The following is a 16606-nucleotide window of genomic DNA, read 5'->3' as shown; positions in this document are numbered from 1 at the left end:
TCGACCCTATCGCCTGGCTGCGCGGGCGGCCGGCGCGTCGAGGTAACGCTGCACCGTCGGCCCTAGCCAGCCGACCACGTCGTCGCGCGTCATCGCCGTTACCGGAGGGAGTTTCAGCACGTAGCGGCACATCGCCAGGCCCAGAATCTGGGTGGCGATCAGCCCGGCCCGCTGTGGTGCCGCATCGGCGGCCAGGGTCGCGACCATCGGCTCGAGCTGACCCACGAAGATCTGTCGCATCCTGTCGGCCGCCTCGGCATTGGTGGCGCTGGACTTGAGCAGCAGAACCAGCGCCTCGTCGCCCTCCCAACGGTCGAGGAAATGGCGCACCAACGCCTCGCCGAGTCGGTCGCGCGGCGACGTCGTCAGGTCAGGAAAACGCAGGTCGAATCGAGCCGCGGCCGCGAACAGGCGGTCCTTGCTGCCGAAATAGCGCATCACCATCGCCGGGTCGATCCCGGCGTCGGCGGCGATGGCGCGGATGGTCGCGGCCTCGTAACCCACCGCCGCGAAGCGTTCCCGGGCCGCGGCGAGGATCGCCGCCTTGGTCTGTTCGGAGCGCTTCGCTACCACGTCAACAAGTGTAGGCCAACGAGCGTTGACATCAGCGGCATTCAAGCGCATGCTGAAAGTCAACAAGCGTTGGCAAAGGAGGTCGCGATGGATTCGACGGACGTACTGGTCGTGGGCGCCGGCCCGACGGGGCTCACTTTGACCGCGGCGCTTGTCGGACGGGGCGTGCGGACCACGTTGGTCGACGCGTTGCCCGCAGGCGCCAACACGTCGCGCGCCGCCGCAGTGGCTGCCCGCACGCTGGAGGTGCTGGAGCAGATCGACGTCACCGATCAGCTGGTCAAGCATGGCATTCAGGCGCGCAGCTTCAGCATTCGCGACCGCGACCGGGTGCTGATGCCGCTGGATTTCCGCGGCCTGCCCACGCCGTACCCGTACACGCTGATGATCTCCCAGGCCGAAACCGAGCGGGTATTGCTCGATCGCCTCGAAGAGCTCGGCGGGCAAGTGGTGCGCCCCAGGAAGCTGGTGGGTGTGCAACAGAGCGCCGACGGGGCGGTGGCGACGTTCGACGACGGCGACCAGATCGCGGCGCACTACGTCGTGGGCGCCGACGGCATGCACAGCGCGGTACGCGCGGCCGCCGGCATCGGCTTCCGCGGGCACGCCTATGCAGAGGAGTTCGCGCTGGCCGACGTGCGGCTGCGCGGTGACGTGCCGGTCAGCGAGATCCTGTTGTTCTACGCGCGGGCGGGGCTGCTGGTCGTCGCGCCGCTGCCGGGCGACGTGTTCCGCATCGTCGCGCCTGCACCCGACGCGCCGCGAGAGCCGTCACAAGCGTTCGTGCAGCAGATCCTCGACGACCGCGGCTTCGGACCGGGCCGGCTCGCCGTCGGAGAAGTGCTGTGGGGCTCGCATTTTCGCATCCACCACCGCGTTGCGGACACCTATCGCACGGGCCGGCTCGTGCTGGCCGGCGACGCCGCGCATGTGCACAGCCCGGCCGGCGGACAGGGCATGAACCTGGGCATCCAGGATGCCATCGCGCTGGCCGAGGTGCTGGACCGCGTGGTCGGCGGCGCGCCGGAGGTCTTGCTCGACCGCTACAGCGCGGTACGACGGCCGATGGCCCAGAAGGTGCTGCAGTTGACCGACCGACTGACTCGGCTGGCTACACTGCCACCGGCATTTCGGCCGATCCGGAACACGTTGATGCCGTTGGCTTCTCGCGTGCCCGCTGTTCGCACCAAGCTGACCTGGCAGCTCAGTGGTCTGGTGTACCGCTAGCTCCGCCAAGCGATTTCAGGCGGCGGCCGCGTCGTCGCCGAACTGGGTGACGTACAACTCGGCGTAGCGGCCGCCGCGGGCCAGCAGCTGCTCGTGAGTGCCGCGCTCGACGATGCGGCCGTCCTCGATCACCAGGATGACGTCGGCGGCGCGCACGGTGGACAGCCGGTGTGCGATCACGATCGACGTGCGGCCGGCCAGCGCCTCCGAAAGTGCTTGCTGCACAGCGGCTTCGGAAGCGGAGTCCAATGACGCGGTGGCTTCGTCGAGTACCACGACGCGGGACTGCCCCAGCAGCAACCGCGCGATCGTCAGGCGCTGCCGCTGCCCGCCCGACAACCGGTATCCCCGCTCCCCCACCACCGTGTCCAGGCCGTCGGGCATGTCGGCGACCACGTCCGCGAGCTGGGCCCGGCGCAGCGCTTCCCAGAGTTCGTCGTCGGTGGCCTGAGGCGCAGCCAGTTGCAGATTCGAGCGGATCGACTCGTGGAACAGGTGCCCGTCTTGGGTGACCATCCCGACGGTGTTACGCAGCGACGCGAACGTGACGTCACGCACGTCGACGCCGTTCAGCCTGATCGCGCCGGAGTCGACGTCGTAGAGCCGGGCCAGCAACGACGCGATGGTCGACTTTCCCGCGCCCGACGATCCGACCAGGGCCACCATCTGACCGGGCTCGGCGGTGAACGAAATGCCGTGCAGCACTTCGACTCCGCCCCGATCATCCAGCTCGGCTACCTCCTCCAACGAGGCCAGCGACACCTTGTCCGCCGACGGATAGCTGAACCGCACGTCGTCGAACTCGACACGCACGGGCCCGTCGGGAACCGCGACGGCGTCCGCTGACTCCCGGATCAGCGGCACCAGGTCGAGCACCTCGAACACCCGCTCGAAACTCACCAGCGCACTGGCGATTTCGACGCGTGCATTGGCCAGCGCGGTCAACGGCGCGTACAGCCGGGTCAGCAGCAGCGCAAGTGAGACGATCGCGCCCGCCTGCAGATGGCCGCCGATGGCCAGCACCCCGCCCAGCCCGTACACCAGCGCCAGCGCCAACGCGGACATCAGCGTCAGCGAGTTCATGAACGTCGACTGCAGCATCGCCGAACGCACACCGATGTCGCGTACCCGCCCGGCGCGCACCGCGAACTCCGCAGACTCGCGCTCAGGACTGCCGAACAACTTGACCAGCGTCGCGCCCGGGGCCGAAAAGCGTTCTGTCATCTGGGTATTCATTGCGGCGTTGTGGATCGCGCCTTCCCGGCTCAGCCGCGCCATCGTCGAGCCGATCCGCCGCGCCGGCACCACGAACAACGGCACCAGGAGCAGCGCGAGCAGCGTCACCTGCCACGAGATCCCGATCATCACCGCCAGCGTCAGCGTCAGCGTCACCGCGTTGGACACCACACCGGACAGCGTGTCGGAGAACGCCCGCTGCGCACCGATGACGTCATTGCCGAGGCGGCTCACCAGCGCGCCGGTGCGGGTGCGGGTGAAGAACGCGACGGGCATCCGCTGGACGTGGTCGAAGACGGCCGTACGCAGGTCCAGGATCAGCCCTTCGCCGATCGTCGACGACAGCCAGCGTGTCACCAGCGCGGTACCGGCCTCGGCCAGCGCCACGGCGGCGATCACCAGTGCCAGCACCACCACCGTCGACGACGGCCCGCCGCGCACGATCGCGTCGATCACCTTGCCGGCCAACATCGGGGTGGCCACCGCCAGCAGCGCGGTGCCGACGCTCACCGCGACGAACACCGCGAGCCTGCGATGATGCCGACCGGCGAACCGCCAGATCCGCCGCATCAGTGCGCGGTCAGCCAGCGAGCGCAGGTCGCCGCCGCGCGCGCTCATCTGCCGGTACAGGGTGGTCCGGGCCACCGATTCCATGCTCATCGCGCCCACGCTAGAACCTCAACAAAGGTGAAGGTCAAACATTCCCCGCCGGAAGGGCCCTGCACGTCCCCCGCTTCGGGTCGCCAATCAGGCAAGATTGTGCACATGGACAGTGCTGCCTCTCCGCGTGTGCTGGTAGTGGATGACGACGCCGACGTGCTCGCGTCGCTGGAGCGCGGACTGCGGCTGTCCGGATTCGACGTGGCGACAGCCACCGACGGCGCCGAGGCCCTGCGCAGCGCGACCGAGACCAGGCCCGACGCGATCGTCCTGGACATCAACATGCCGGTGCTCGACGGCGTCAGCGTGGTCACCGCGCTGCGGGCGATGGACAACGACGTGCCGGTGTGCGTGCTGTCGGCGCGCAGCTCAGTCGACGACCGGGTCATGGGGTTGGAGGCCGGCGCCGACGATTACCTGGTCAAGCCGTTCCAGCTGCAGGAGCTGGTGGCGCGGGTGCGCGCACTGCTGCGCCGCCGCGGGGCGACGGCGACGATGTCGTCGGAGACCATTCAGGTGGGTCCGCTCGAGGTGGACATTCCGGGCCGGCGCGCTCGGGTCAACGGCGTGGACGTCGACCTGACCAAGCGGGAGTTCGACCTGCTCGCGGTGCTCGCCGAACACAAGACCGCGGTGTTGTCGCGGGCCCAGCTGCTGGAGCTGGTCTGGGGTTACGACTTCGCGGCCGACACCAACGTGGTCGACGTGTTCATCGGCTACCTGCGCCGCAAGCTCGAGGCGGGCGGCGCGCCGCGGCTGCTGCACACTGTTCGTGGAGTGGGCTTCGTCCTGCGAACGCAGTAGTCACCGATGAACCGGCTGTCACGCATTTTCCGGCGCACCCCGTCACTTCGGACGAGGGTCGCCTTCGCGACGGCCATCGGCGCGGCCATCCCGGTGCTGATCGTGGGCACCGTGGTATGGGTCGGCATCACCAACGACCGCCTGGAGCGGCTGGACCGCCGGCTAGACGAGGCCGCCGGGTTCGCGGTGCCGTTCGTGCCGCGCGGACTGGAGCAGATCCCGCCGTCGCCCAACGACCAGGACGTCGTCATCACCGTGCGCAAAGGCGACCAGGTCCGCTCCAACTCCGACGTGGTGTTGCCGCCGCTGACCGCCGACTACGCCGACACCAACGTCGACGGGGTGCGCTACCGCGTCCGCACGGTCGACATCCGCGGGTCGGAGCCGCCGATGTCGCTGGCCGTGGGCGCCACCTACGACGACACCATCGCCGACACCAACAACCTGCACCGCCGCGTGATCTTCATCTGCATGTTCGCGATCGTGGCCGCGGGCGTCTTCGGATGGCTGCTGGCCGCGTTCGCCGTGCGCCCGCTGAAACGCCTTGCGCAGCAAGCCCGCTCGATCGACGCCGGCGACGAGGCGCCCGACCTGGAGATCCGCGGCGCCACCGAGGCGGTGGAGATCGCCGACGCCGTGGAAGGCATGCTGCAGCGCATCTTCAACGAGCAGGACCGCACCAAGGCCGCGCTGGCTTCGGCCCGCGACTTCGCGTCGGTGTCTGCCCACGAGCTGCGCACGCCGCTGACCGCCATGCGCACGAACTTGGAAGTGCTGGCCACGCTTGACCTTCCCGACGAGCAGCGCAAGGAAGTGCTCAACGACGTGATCCGCACGCAGTCGCGGATCGAGGCGACGCTGTCGGCTTTGGAACGGCTGGCTCAAGGCGAGCTGTCGACCTCCGACGACCATGTGCCCGTCGACATCACCGAGCTGCTCGACCGGGCCGCGCATGACGCGATCCGCATCTATCCCGACCTGGACGTGTCGCTGATGCCGTCGCCGTCGGTGATCATCGTGGGCTTGCCGGCCGGTCTGCGGCTGGCTGTGGACAACGCGATCGCCAACGCGGTCAAGCACGGCGGAGCGACGCGAATTCAGTTGTCGGCAGTCAGTTCTCGCGACGGCGTGGAGATCGCCATCGACGACAACGGCACCGGGGTGCCGGAAGAGGAACGCGCGGTGGTGTTCGAGCGGTTCGCCCGCGGCTCGACGGCCTCGCACTCCGGCTCGGGTCTGGGCTTGGCGCTGGTCGCCCAGCAGGCCGAATTGCACGGTGGCACAGCGTCTTTGGAGGCCAGCCCGCTGGGTGGCGCCCGGCTGCTGCTGCGGTTGCCGGGGCCGAAGCCGTCCGAGTCGCCGTTCTGATTTCCGCCGAGCGTGCGTGTCTGCGCACCGACACGCCGCGGACGCCGATACTCGACGCACGCTCGGGCCGACCGAGGGCTGCCGGGCGGATCGGGAAGTCGATCTCGGGTTTGCCTGTCACCCCGCGGACGGCAGCGGGCACACTGGGGTGGTGGCAGAGGACAACGACACCTTGACCCGGATCAACGCGCTGGTCGCCGAGGAGAAGGAGCTGCGCGCCAAACTTCAGCGCGGAGAGATCAGCGGCGACGAAGAGCAGGCGCGGCTCAACGCGCTGGAAGCACAGCTGGACCAGTGCTGGGACCTGTTGCGGCAGCGTCGCGCGCTGCGCGAGACCGGCGGCGATCCCAAGGATGCGCAGGAACGCCCCGCCGATCAGGTCGAGGGCTACTTGAACTGACAGGGTCGAACTGACAGCGGCTTACGACGCCGTCGTCGTCGGCGGTGGTCACAACGGTCTGGTCGCCGCCGCCTACCTGGCACGCGCCGGCAAGCGCGTTCTGGTGCTCGAGCGGCTGCACCATGTCGGCGGTGCGGCGGTGTCGCAGCGCCCGTTCGCCGGCGTCGACGCGCGCATCTCGCGGTATGCCTATCTGGTCAGTCTGCTGCCCTCACTGGTCGTCGACGAGCTGCAACTGCCGGTGCGGCTGGCCCGGCGACGGTATTCGTCGTACACGCCGGATCCCGCGTCGGGCGGGCGGCGCGGATTGCTGGTCGGGCCCTACCGCGGCATCGCCGACGACTTCTACCGCCGCTGCCGCAAGGTCACGGATGCCCTGTGGCCGACCATGACGTCGCCGCTGTTGTCGCGCAGCGCAGCGCGACGACGGGTGGGTGACGACGCGGCGTGGACGTCGATGATCGAGCAGCCGATCGGTCAGGCGATCCGCACGGCAGCACCCGACGACCTGACCCGCGGTGTGATCGCCACGGACGCGCTGATCGGCACCTTCGCAAACCTCGACGACGAGTCGCTGCGGCAGAACGTGTGCTTTCTGTACCACCTGATCGGCGGTGACTGGGACGTGCCGATCGGCGGCATGGGCGCGCTCACCGACGCGCTCGCGTCCGCGGCCACCCGGTATGGTGCCGAAATTGTCACCGGCGCAGACGTTTTCGCGATCGATCCGGGTGGCGACGTGCGTTACCGCGTGCATGACGACGAACGTGCGGTGCACGGCGCATCGGTGCTGGCGGGAGTGACGCCGACGGTTCTCGCGTCGCTTCTCGGTGAACCCGCGCCGCCGGCGGCTCCCGGCAGCCAGGTGAAGGTCAACATGATGCTGCGACGGCTGCCGCGGCTACGAGACCGCAGCGTCACCGTCGGGCAAGCTTTCGGCGGCACCTTCCACGTCAACGAGACGTTCGGTCAACTGGAATCGGCGTACGCTGCCGCTGCGGCCGGTGCGGTTCCTACACCGGTGCCCTGCGAGATTTATTGCCATTCCCTGGCCGATCCCAGCATTCTGTCGCCGGCGTTGCGCGCGTCGGGGGCGCAGACGCTGACGGTGTTCGGCCTGCACACCCCGCACGGTCTGGGCTCTCGCGAGCAGCTCACCTCGGCGGTGCTCGATTCGCTGAATTCGGTTCTCGCAGAACCGATTCAGGCGGTGCTGATGCCTGACTGCATCGAAACGAAGACCACCGCCGATCTGGAGCAGACGCTGGGCATGACGGCCGGCAACATCTTCCACGGAGGGCTCGCGTGGCCGTTCGCCGAGGACGACGAACCTTTGGACAGCCCTGCCCGTCGCTGGGGAGTGGCCACCTCGCATGATCGAATCCTGTTGTGCGGGGCCGGAGCTCGTCGTGGCGGCGGTGTGTCTGGAATCGGCGGGCACAATGCCGCGATGGCGGTCCTCGAGTCTTAGCCGTGCCTCGCGTTCGCAAGAGCGCGACCGAGCAGGTCGTGCAGCACCTGAAGATCGTCGTTGCCCAACGATGAAAGTGCTTCGGGCGCCGGATCGTCGACGGCATCGATCAATGCGACCAGGTCACGGCCCGCGCGCGTCAACGACACGAGCTTGCAGCGCCTGTTGGCCGGGTCGGGGCGGCGTGCCACCAGTCCACGCGCCTCGAGATCGTTGACGGCCACGGTGGCCGCAGGTGCATCGATGGTCGCAGCATCGGCGATCTGCCTCACCGTCATCGGGCCTCGGCGCAGCCGCCGCAGGATGCGAATCCTGCTGAACGGCAAACCGGTTCGGTCGACGACATCGCGCCGCCAGCGGTCCTTGTTGTCGAGGACCAAAGCCGACATCTGCCGCCAGACCTCGTCGGCCAACCGGTTACGCGGCACGCGCTGGCTCCCGGTGATCCGGTCCGGCGATCAACGGGGCCAGCCGCTCCGCCGAGCGGAGCGCCCGCGGCGACGTCGACACCACGCCGAGCACCACGACGGCCAAGCCGAGTGCCGCGCAGACGAACCACAGCGGCCGCGCCGCAGTGGCGAAATCAGCATGGGCCGCCAGCGCCCCGCCCGCGAGCGAGCCACACAGTGCCACACCGACGCTGACGCCGATCTGCCGGCTCGTCGACGCCACCGCCGAGGCGGCTCCGGCGCGGTCCGTCGGCATTCCGCTCACCGCGGCCGTGGTCACCGGCGCATTGACCATCGCGAAGCCGATCCCGAAGATGCCGAATATCACCAAGATCAGCCACACCGGCGCCGTTTCGGTGAGCTGGGTCAACATCAGCGTCGCCGTTGTGATCAGCGTGCCGGCGGCCAATAATGACGGACGGCTGCCGAAGCGGCCGACCAGCCGACCGGACAGCGGTGAAAAGACAAGTGCGCCAACCGCGATCGGCAGGTAGATCAAGCCGGTGTGCAGCGCCGAGAAGTGCCGCTCGCCTTGCAGGTACAGCGACATCATGAACAAAAACGCGCCATACGCCGCGAACGCGCAGACCGCGATCATCGTCGCCGAGGAGAACGGCACGCTGCGGAAAAAGCGAAGGTCGATGAACGGATCGCGCCGGCGGGACTCGTAGCGAAGGAAGCCGGCGAAAGCGGTGACAGCGATGGCGGCCACCGCGATAGTGCGCACGTTCCCCCACCCCATCGACGGTCCCTCGATGAGCACGAACACGACCCCGAAGAGAAAGACCATGCCGAGCGCCTGGCCGACGGGGTCGACGTCACGCATGGATGCGGACTTCGATTCAGGGACGAAGATGGCGGTCAACAGGATCGCTGCCGCACAGATCGGCAGATTGATCCAGAACACCGCGCGCCAGTCGATCCACTGGATGAGCCCGCCACCGACGATGGGTCCTAAGGCCATCGAGATGCCGACGACCCCACCCCAGATGCCGATCGCGCGAGCTCGTTCGACGCGCCCCGTGAACACCTGCGTAATGATCGACATCGCAACGGGATTCATCATCGACCCGCCGATCGCTTGCACCAGCCGCGCTCCGATCAGCGCGCCCATGGTCGGTGCGAGGCTGCACAGCAGCGAGCCCAGCGCGAAGACGCTCAGCCCGAGTTGGAACGTGCGTCTGCGTCCGAACCGGTCGGCGGCCGCGCCGGACAGCAACAGCAGCGACGCGAGCGCCAATGTGTAGATGTCGATGACCCACTGCAGTTGCGAGGCGGATGCGCGGAGATCGGTGCGTATCGCGGGGATGGCGACGTTGACGATCGTCGCATCCATCGACACGATCAGCAGGCTCAGGCAACAGGACGTCAGGATGATCGCCTTGCGGCGTGGGCTGAGCGTGCTCATCCAACGATTGTAAAAGTACAACTGTCGGGCGCGCGAGGTGAGCAAAATCGCTCTCGACGCCCGCGAGCGCGCGCGGCGGTACGCCATTCGCGGCGTGTCGCTGCGCAGACACGCACGCTCGCGAAGGAGGCGGGCTAGCGGCTGTCGAGCGCCTTATAGTCGCGCTCGCCGTAGCCGGTGTAGATCTGGCGCGGCCGGCCGATCTTGCCGCCCGGCTCGTCGTGCATCTCGCGCCAGTGCGCAATCCAGCCGGGGAGCCGCCCCAACGCGAACAGCACCGTGAACATCGGCGTCGGAAAGCCCATCGCGCGGTAGATCACGCCGGTGTAGAAGTCGACGTTCGGGTACAGCTTGCGTTCGATGAAGAAGTCGTCGGTCAGCGCGACCTCCTCGAGCGCCTTCGCGATGTCCAGCAGTTCGTCGTCGCCGCCGAGCTTGCCGAGAATCTTGTCGGCCTGCTCTTTGACGATGCGGGCGCGCGGGTCGTAGTTCTTGTACACGCGGTGGCCGAAGCCCATCAGCTTGACGTTGTCTTCGCGGTTCTTGACCCGCTTGACGAAGTCGTGGACGTCGCCCTTGGCGGCGCGGATCTTCTCCAACATCTCCAGCACCGCCTGGTTCGCGCCGCCGTGCAGCGGCCCCCACAGTGCATTGATGCCGCCGGAGATCGACGTGAACAGGTTGGCCTGCGACGACCCGACCAGCCGCACGGTCGACGTCGAGCAATTCTGCTCGTGGTCGGCGTGCAGGATGAACAGCATGTCCAGGGCCCGAACCACCTCCGGGTCCACCTCGTACGGCTCGGCCGGGAAACCGAACGTCATCCGGAGGAAGTTCTCCACCAGCGTCAGCTTGTTGTCCGGATACAGGAAAGGCTGGCCGGCCGACTTCTTGTAGGCATACGCAGCGATCGTCGGCAGCTTGGCCAGCAGGCGGATCGTCGACAACTCCACCTGCTCGTCGTCGAACGGGTCCAGCGAGTCCTGGTAGTAGGCCGAAAGCGCGTTGACCGCCGACGACAGCACCGGCATCGGATGCGCGTTGCGCGGGAAGCCGTCGAAGAACCGCTTCAGGTCCTCGTGCAGCAGGGTATGCCGCTGGATCTGGGTGGTGAACTTCGCCAGCTGCTCCTTGGTGGGCAGCTCGCCGTAGATCAGCAGATAACTCACTTCGATGAACGTCGACTTCTCGGCGAGCTGCTCGATCGGGTAGCCGCGGTAGCGCAGAATGCCGGCGTCACCGTCGATGTAGGTGATCGCGCTCTTCGTCGACGCGGTGTTGACGAAGCCGGGATCGAACGTGGTGTAACCGGATTTCGCCAGCAAGCTGCCCAGCGCGATCCCGTCGGCGCCCTCAGTGGCGCGCGCTATCTGTAACTGGAGCTCACCCCCGGGGTATTGAAGGGTGGCGAACTCTTCGGCATTGGATGAGTTATCGGCCACGGAAGTCCCTTCTTCGCTGGTGAGGGTGAGCCTACAAAACGGTAGCCGTATTCTCGGCGGCGCGCCCGCGCGGGGTTAGGACAGCAGGTCACACACGCGCCCGCGAGCCGGTGCAGACGTCCGTGAACTGTTCGTAGGTCTCGGTCAGCACCGCGGCCAGCGCGTCTGCGTCCACCCGGGGCCAGTCGGTGTCCGGGCCGAACTCGGCGACCGCGTGCAGCAGGATCGTCGCGAACACCGCGACCGCGAGCTGCAGTTTCTTGTCGTCGACACCGACACCCATCCGTGCGGCGAGCGCCGCCGTGACCGCGTGGTCGCGGAAATCACTGGCCGCCAGCCGCAGCGCAGGCGACGAGTTGACAATGCGCGCAATGGTTTTCAGCCGTTCGGTGGTGAAGTCGCCGGCCGACGCCGTCGCCGTGGCCCGGATCATCGCGATGTGGGCGGCGAACAACGCGTCGACGGGGCGCAGGTCGGGCGGCTGGCGCCCGAGATGCACGGCGATCTCAGCGGTCATGTCGTCGATCAGCGCAAGGATGACGGCGTCCTTGGTGGCGAAGTAGCGGCTGAACGTCCGCGGCGAGACGTCGGCGACGGCGGCGATCTGGTCGACGGTCGTGCGGTCGTAGCCCTGCTCGTCGCACAGCTGCACCGCGGCATCGATCAGCATCGAGCGGGTGCGCTGCTTCTTGCGTTCCCGCAGGCCAGGCACCCCCGCCCCGTCCACCTCCACCACGAACAGGATCGTAACGCGCAAGACCCGGCTAGTCGCCGCGTTCAGTGGGCTCGTCACCGGCGACGGCCACGCGGTACCGGACGAACGCGGGCACCGCGAGCGCCGCGACGAGCACCCCGACGACCACCAGCGCCCCGCCGCCCGCCGCGGCGACCGTGGTGCCGACGGCAGCGGCAGCGGCACCGTGCACGGCGTCGGCGAGCCGCGGTCCGCCCGCGACGACGACGATGAACACGCCCTGCAACCGGCCCCGCACCTCGTCGGAGGCGGCCTGCTGAAGGATCGTCGACCGGAACGCCGCGGACACCATGTCCGCCGCACCGCCGATCGCCAGGAACACGACGGCCGTCCCGAGCATGAGGCCGCCGGTTCCGTTCGCCGCGCCCGACGACAGCCCGAAGCCCACCATGGCCAGCCCCCAGACCGCGATCGACGCGACCACCACCAGCCCTTGCCGCCGGATCCGCGGCAGCCAGCCGGAGAACACGCCACCGGCCACCGCTCCCGCCGAAATCGCCGCCGCCAGCAGCGCCATCGTGGTGCCGCCCTCGACCGGCCCGCCGAAACTCTCGTGCGAGATCTGCGGGAACAGCGCACGCGGCATGCCGAACACCATCGCGATGATGTCGACGACGAAGGACATCAGCACGACGGTGTGCCCGGCCAGGTAGCGGAACCCGTCCCAGACGGCGGCGAACCCCCACCCCACGGAGCGCTCGCCGGTGGGCGGCATCTTGGCCAACCGGAACGTGGCCCAGATCGGCGCGCAGCAGGTGATCGCGTCGATCAGATACAGCGCCGAGAGGTCCACCCACTTCAGCAGCACCCCGGCCAGCAGCGGCCCGACGATCGCGCCGAACTGCGTCACGGTCATGTTCAACGAGTTCGCGGCGGGCAGCTGCTCGCCCGGCAGCATCCGAGGGATCGCCGCAGCGCGGGTGGGCGAATTGATCGCATAAAACGCCTGCTGCACCGACAGCAGGCACAGCACCACCCAGACGTTGTTCAGCGACAGCGCCGCCTGCGCCCACAGCAGCACCGACGCCAGCGCCAGCCCGCACGACGCGATGATCAGCAGCAGGCGCCGGTCCATCGCATCGGCCCAGGCGCCGCCCCACAGCCCGAACACGACGAGCGGCACCAGCGCGAACAGGCCCGACAGCCCGACGTACGCCGAATTCTGGGTGAGCGCATAGATCTGCACCGGCACCGCGAAGATCGTCAGGTTGGCGCCGATGACGGTGACGACACCGGCCAGCCAAAGCCGGCGAAAGTCGGGCGTACGCAGCGGCGCGGTGTCCGCCAGCAGGCGCGAGCTACGGCTGAAGACGTTCGACACGGCCGTCGTGTACCCGAATTCGGTTGTGCAACCGGTCTTCTCGGCCCTGCCAGAATTCGACGACGTCCGGGCCGATGAGGTAGCCGCCCCAATTGGGCGGTACCGGAATCTCGTTGACGCCGGCGAAGCGCTCCGTGACCTCTTTGAGTCGGTCCAGCAACTCGGCGCGCGAACCGATGGGCTGCGACTGCGCGGATGCCCACGCGCCCAGCTGCGAGCCCCGCGGCCGTTTCGACCAGTACTCCGCGGTGGCCTGCGCGGTGACCTTGCTCACAGGCCCGCGTACGTGCACCTGACGGCCGAGCGCGTACCACGGGAACGTCGCCGACGCATACGGTGTCGCGGCCAGCTCGACACCTTTCGCGGAGTCGTAATTGGTGAAGAACGTGATGCCGGTCTGGTGCACGCTTTTGCACAACACCGACCGGCTCGCCGGCCTTCCCTGACGGTCGACCGTGGCCAGCACCATCGCGTTCGGCTCCGCCACGCCTGCGCGTTCGGCGTCGTCAATCCACTTGCACAGCAACGCAACCCATCCGTCGGCAAGCCAGTCGACGTCCAGGTCCGGACTGCCGTCCTTCTCCACCGAACCGTATTCGGCTCGCATCCGTGCCAGGTGCTCGTTGTCCGGTCGCGCCACGCGGCAACGCTACGCCGCAGCAGCGCACCGGTGGTTACCGACCGGTAGACAGCGCCGGCAAGCCGGGTGCGAGAATCAGCGCCATGACTGCGGTACCGGAGAATTTCGTCAGCGGACTAGAAGGCGTGGTGGCCTTTACTACCGAGATTGCCGAGCCGGACAAGGACGGCGGTGCGCTGCGCTACCGCGGGGTCGACATCGAGGATCTGGTCGAGCAGCGGGTGACGTTCGCCGACGTGTGGTCGCTGTTGGTGGACGGCAGATTCGGGCGGAGCCTGCGCCCGGCCGAGCCGTTCCCGCTGCCGATCCATACCGGTGATGTGCGTGTCGACGTGCAAGCGGGTTTGGCGATGCTGGCGCCGATCTGGGGATACAAGCCGATTCTGGACATCGACGACGACACGGCGCGCGAGCAACTGGCGCGGGCGTCGGTGATGGCGCTGTCGTACGTCGCGCAGTCCGCCCGGGGGATCGAGCGCCCAGCGGTACCGCAGCGCGAGATCGACCAATGTTCAACCGTGACAGAGCGATTCATGACCCGCTGGAAGGGCGAGCCCGACCCCAAGCACGTGGAAGCCATCGATGCCTACTGGGTGTCTGCGGCCGAGCACGGGATGAACGCGTCGACGTTCACCGCGCGGGTGATTGCGTCGACGGGCGCGGACGTGGCCGCCGCGCTGTCCGGGGCCATCGGCGCGATGAGCGGACCGCTGCACGGCGGCGCACCGGCACGCGTGCTGCCGATGATCGAAGAGGTCGAGAAGACCGGCGACGCGACCGCCGTGGTGAAGGGCATCCTCGACCGCAAGGAGAAGCTGATGGGCTTCGGCCACCGCGTGTACCGCGCGGAGGACCCGCGGGCCAGGGTGCTGCGGTCAACGGCCAAGCGACTCGCCGCGCCACGCTACGAGGTGGCCGCGGCGCTGGAGCAGGCGGCGCTGACCGAGCTTCGCGAACGCCGCCCAGACCGGGCGATCGAAACCAACGTCGAGTTCTGGGCTGCGGTGATCCTCGATTTCGCCGGCGTGCCCGCAAGGATGATGCCGGCGATGTTCACGTGCGGGCGCACCGCCGGGTGGTGCGCGCACATCCTCGAACAGAAGCGGCTGGGCAAGTTGGTGCGGCCGTCCGCGGTGTATGTGGGACCCGGCCCGCGGCCGCTGGATTCGGTCGACGGGTGGTCGGAGATCGCCCGCGTCGGCGTCTGACTGCCGTCGCTCGCGTCACGATCCTTTCCTCGCGGGCAGGCGATGGTCACGATGACTTCGGCGCCGTTGGCAGGTCTATCTAGTGAGCCGACCCCGGAAGAAGGAGATCACCATGGCCATCAAGGTAGAGCCTGCTGTGCTGCCGCACCTGACCGTCGACGACGCGGCCGCCGCCATCGACTTCTACGTGAAGGCGTTCGGAGCGGTGGAACTCGGCCGCGTTCCGGGCCCGGACGGCAAGAAGCTGATCCACGCGGCGCTGCGGCTCAACGGTTCGACGGTTATGCTCGCCGACGACTTCCCCGAGATGAACGACGGCAAGCCCAGTGCACCGACCGCGCTCGGCGGCACGCCGGTGACCATCCACCTCGTCGTCACCGATGTCGACGCGAAATTTCAGCAGGCGGTCGACGCTGGTGCGACGGTAGTCATGCCGGTCGAGGACCAGTTCTGGGGCGACCGGTACGGCATGTTGCGCGATCCCTTCGGTCATCAGTGGTCGCTGGGCCAGCCGGTACGTGAAGTGAGCCCTGAAGAAATACAGCGGGCCTTCAGCCAGCAGTAGCCCTAGCGCCTCAGCGCTGCGACATCCGCGGCATCAAGCGTCGGCCTCGCCGACCAGCCGCAGCATCGCCGGGTCGGATTCGCCCTGCTCGTCGGTGGCGCCGCCACGGAAGCGTTCCTCCAGAGCCGCGACGGTGCGCACCCACTCGGTGCCGACACTGACGCCGCGCCGGTACCGCTCGCTACCCGCGAGGCCGGTCCAATGCCCGTCGTCGTCCCAGTACAAGCTGATGTACTCGACCACGCCACTGCGACCGGGGTCGAGAATGCGCACCCAACGGGTGAGCCGACCGTGCGTGGCCTCGGACTTCTGGTAGTAGGGAACTTCGTCGGTGGGGAGCTGTGTCCAGCCGAATCGGTTGGCAAGGTCGGCGGCGGCCTGCTTCGTCAATCCCTTGACCAGGTCGATGTGCGGATGCGAGCGGGTTCGCTTCGCGTCAGCGCCACGCCGCGGTTCGCTACCTGCTGCGTGAAGACCGTCCATCTTGGCAGGAGGCGCCGGCCTGATAGAGCTTTGAGTCGGCATGTACCGGACAATACCGACTTTTAATCAAAAAAGTCTTCGGTTTCCGGACTTTCGTATTTTCGTTTGCAAATAAACGCCGATCCAGGGCGCTTAAAAGGTACAGCGCTGGGGCCGCGCGCGAAATCGCCAGTGCGACCCCGAGATTCGACATTGCAGATAGCCCGCAGTTTGCCCCACATGATCACTCACGAGCGCGTTGGCCGCACCCGTCCGGGTGTTCGGCGAGGCGGCCAACGCGCTCGTCGGCGCATCCACGGGTACCCCGCCGGCCGAAACCACCGATGGCGCCTCGGCTCAACCCATGGCGTGCGCCGTCGGCTCGGCTGTTCGCCGAACCACCGCCGAGTCTAGCCACGGCGTTGTTGACCTCACAACATCTAGCAAAACCGGGCACCACTGAGATCCGCGCTCGACAGCGTGCTCAGCGCTGCCGTCGTCCGAGGCGAATCGCAAACGTAGAGCTGTCGTCCCACGCAGAAAGAGTGGGCATCGAACCGGTTTGACCAATGCCTGTCGGCCGCGACGTCGACACCGGTCGGCAAAGCGCTGTTAACC

The 16606-nt window shown here is 67.9% G+C and carries 16 protein-coding genes; 7 read left to right on the top strand and 9 right to left on the bottom strand.

Features of this window, described 5'->3' with window-relative positions; genetic code table 11:
* Positions 1–6: 6 nt before the first annotated feature.
* Entirely contained in the window at positions 7–573 is a 567-nt protein-coding gene (locus AC5Y4C_RS08725; protein WP_499961630.1) for a TetR/AcrR family transcriptional regulator, read from the bottom strand.
* Positions 574–660: 87 nt separating this feature from the next.
* Here AC5Y4C_RS08725 and AC5Y4C_RS08720 point away from each other — a divergent pair, with 87 nt between their 5' ends.
* A complete protein-coding gene (locus AC5Y4C_RS08720) occupies positions 661–1800 on the top strand; it encodes an FAD-dependent oxidoreductase (protein WP_499961629.1) in 1140 nt (379 codons plus the stop codon).
* 15 nt (positions 1801–1815) lie between these two features.
* Here AC5Y4C_RS08720 and AC5Y4C_RS08715 read toward each other — a convergent pair whose 3' ends face one another.
* On the bottom strand, positions 1816–3696 hold the full coding sequence (locus tag AC5Y4C_RS08715) for an ABC transporter ATP-binding protein (RefSeq protein WP_499961628.1): 1881 nt from the start codon (positions 3694–3696) through the stop codon (positions 1816–1818).
* A 105-nt stretch (positions 3697–3801) separates the two neighbouring features.
* On the opposite strand from AC5Y4C_RS08715, the gene prrA reads away from it, so the two are divergent.
* The 4 genes from prrA to AC5Y4C_RS08695 all read left to right on the top strand — a co-directional run bounded on the left by prrA (position 3802) and on the right by AC5Y4C_RS08695 (position 7739).
* Positions 3802–4500 (top strand): two-component system response regulator PrrA, encoded by a 699-nt coding sequence (prrA, locus tag AC5Y4C_RS08710; protein ID WP_499906662.1) that lies wholly within the window; start codon positions 3802–3804, stop codon positions 4498–4500.
* Positions 4501–4506: 6 nt separating this feature from the next.
* Positions 4507–5868: a sensor histidine kinase gene (locus AC5Y4C_RS08705; protein ID WP_499947771.1), complete on the top strand. Its 1362-nt coding sequence runs from the start codon at positions 4507–4509 to the stop codon at positions 5866–5868.
* A gap of 151 nt (positions 5869–6019) precedes the next feature.
* Positions 6020–6268: a DUF2630 family protein gene (locus AC5Y4C_RS08700; protein ID WP_499906667.1), complete on the top strand. Its 249-nt coding sequence runs from the start codon at positions 6020–6022 to the stop codon at positions 6266–6268.
* A gap of 10 nt (positions 6269–6278) precedes the next feature.
* Complete coding sequence (locus AC5Y4C_RS08695) at positions 6279–7739, top strand: phytoene desaturase family protein (RefSeq protein WP_499961755.1); 1461 nt, start codon at positions 6279–6281, stop codon at positions 7737–7739.
* On the opposite strand, the gene AC5Y4C_RS08690 is transcribed toward AC5Y4C_RS08695, so the two are convergent.
* From AC5Y4C_RS08690 to pdxH, 6 genes are all read right to left on the bottom strand, one after another.
* Positions 7736–8167: a MarR family winged helix-turn-helix transcriptional regulator gene (locus AC5Y4C_RS08690; RefSeq protein WP_499961626.1), complete on the bottom strand. Its 432-nt coding sequence runs from the start codon at positions 8165–8167 to the stop codon at positions 7736–7738. The genes AC5Y4C_RS08695 and AC5Y4C_RS08690 overlap by 4 nt on opposite strands.
* On the bottom strand, positions 8157–9596 hold the full coding sequence (locus tag AC5Y4C_RS08685) for an MFS transporter (RefSeq protein ID WP_499961624.1): 1440 nt from the start codon (positions 9594–9596) through the stop codon (positions 8157–8159). The genes AC5Y4C_RS08690 and AC5Y4C_RS08685 overlap by 11 nt, the downstream gene beginning before the upstream one ends.
* 134 nt (positions 9597–9730) lie before the next feature.
* Entirely contained in the window at positions 9731–11038 is a 1308-nt protein-coding gene (locus AC5Y4C_RS08680; RefSeq protein WP_499906673.1) for a citrate synthase, read from the bottom strand.
* Between the two features lie 88 nt (positions 11039–11126).
* The gene (locus AC5Y4C_RS08675) at positions 11127–11774 is read right to left on the bottom strand and encodes a TetR/AcrR family transcriptional regulator (RefSeq protein ID WP_499906675.1); all 648 of its coding nucleotides are present in this window, start codon (positions 11772–11774) and stop codon (positions 11127–11129) included.
* A 28-nt stretch (positions 11775–11802) separates the two neighbouring features.
* Entirely contained in the window at positions 11803–13113 is a 1311-nt protein-coding gene (locus AC5Y4C_RS08670; RefSeq protein WP_499961622.1) for an MFS transporter, read from the bottom strand.
* Entirely contained in the window at positions 13091–13753 is a 663-nt protein-coding gene (gene pdxH, locus AC5Y4C_RS08665) for a pyridoxamine 5'-phosphate oxidase (protein WP_499961620.1), read from the bottom strand. The genes AC5Y4C_RS08670 and pdxH overlap by 23 nt, the downstream gene beginning before the upstream one ends.
* 83 nt (positions 13754–13836) lie before the next feature.
* Here pdxH and AC5Y4C_RS08660 point away from each other — a divergent pair, with 83 nt between their 5' ends.
* Positions 13837–14961, top strand: a complete 1125-nt coding sequence (locus tag AC5Y4C_RS08660; protein ID WP_499906682.1) for a citrate synthase 2 — start codon at positions 13837–13839, stop codon at positions 14959–14961.
* 112 nt (positions 14962–15073) lie between these two features.
* Positions 15074–15526, top strand: coding sequence for a VOC family protein (locus tag AC5Y4C_RS08655; protein WP_499914079.1), 453 nt, complete (start codon positions 15074–15076; stop codon positions 15524–15526).
* Positions 15527–15559: 33 nt separating this feature from the next.
* Here the strand turns inward: AC5Y4C_RS08655 and AC5Y4C_RS08650 are convergent, their stop codons facing one another.
* Positions 15560–16009 carry a hypothetical protein gene (locus AC5Y4C_RS08650; RefSeq protein WP_499914077.1) on the bottom strand — a complete coding sequence of 150 codons (450 nt, stop codon included), beginning with the start codon at positions 16007–16009 and terminating at the stop codon, positions 15560–15562.
* Between the last annotated feature and the right edge of the window lie 597 nt (positions 16010–16606).

Source organism: Mycobacterium sp. NGS35, from assembly GCF_059812855.1.
Note: the sequence above shows the minus strand (reverse complement) of the source record. Positions and strands in the feature narration are given on the sequence as shown.

Bases quoted from the DNA above. Each gene is read 5' to 3' on its own strand.
- AC5Y4C_RS08650 (WP_499914077.1), bottom strand. From the start codon at position 16,009: ATGGACGGTCTTCACGCAGCAGGTAGCGAACCGCGGCGTGGCGCTGAC.
- AC5Y4C_RS08720 (WP_499961629.1), top strand. From the start codon at position 661: ATGGATTCGACGGACGTACTGGTCGTGGGCGCCGGCCCGACGGGGCTC.
- AC5Y4C_RS08715 (WP_499961628.1), bottom strand. From the start codon at position 3,696: ATGAGCATGGAATCGGTGGCCCGGACCACCCTGTACCGGCAGATGAGC.
- AC5Y4C_RS08685 (WP_499961624.1), bottom strand. From the start codon at position 9,596: ATGAGCACGCTCAGCCCACGCCGCAAGGCGATCATCCTGACGTCCTGT.
- AC5Y4C_RS08660 (WP_499906682.1), top strand. From the start codon at position 13,837: ATGACTGCGGTACCGGAGAATTTCGTCAGCGGACTAGAAGGCGTGGTG.
- AC5Y4C_RS08655 (WP_499914079.1), top strand. From the start codon at position 15,074: ATGGCCATCAAGGTAGAGCCTGCTGTGCTGCCGCACCTGACCGTCGAC.
- AC5Y4C_RS08705 (WP_499947771.1), top strand. From the start codon at position 4,507: ATGAACCGGCTGTCACGCATTTTCCGGCGCACCCCGTCACTTCGGACG.
- prrA (WP_499906662.1), top strand. From the start codon at position 3,802: ATGGACAGTGCTGCCTCTCCGCGTGTGCTGGTAGTGGATGACGACGCC.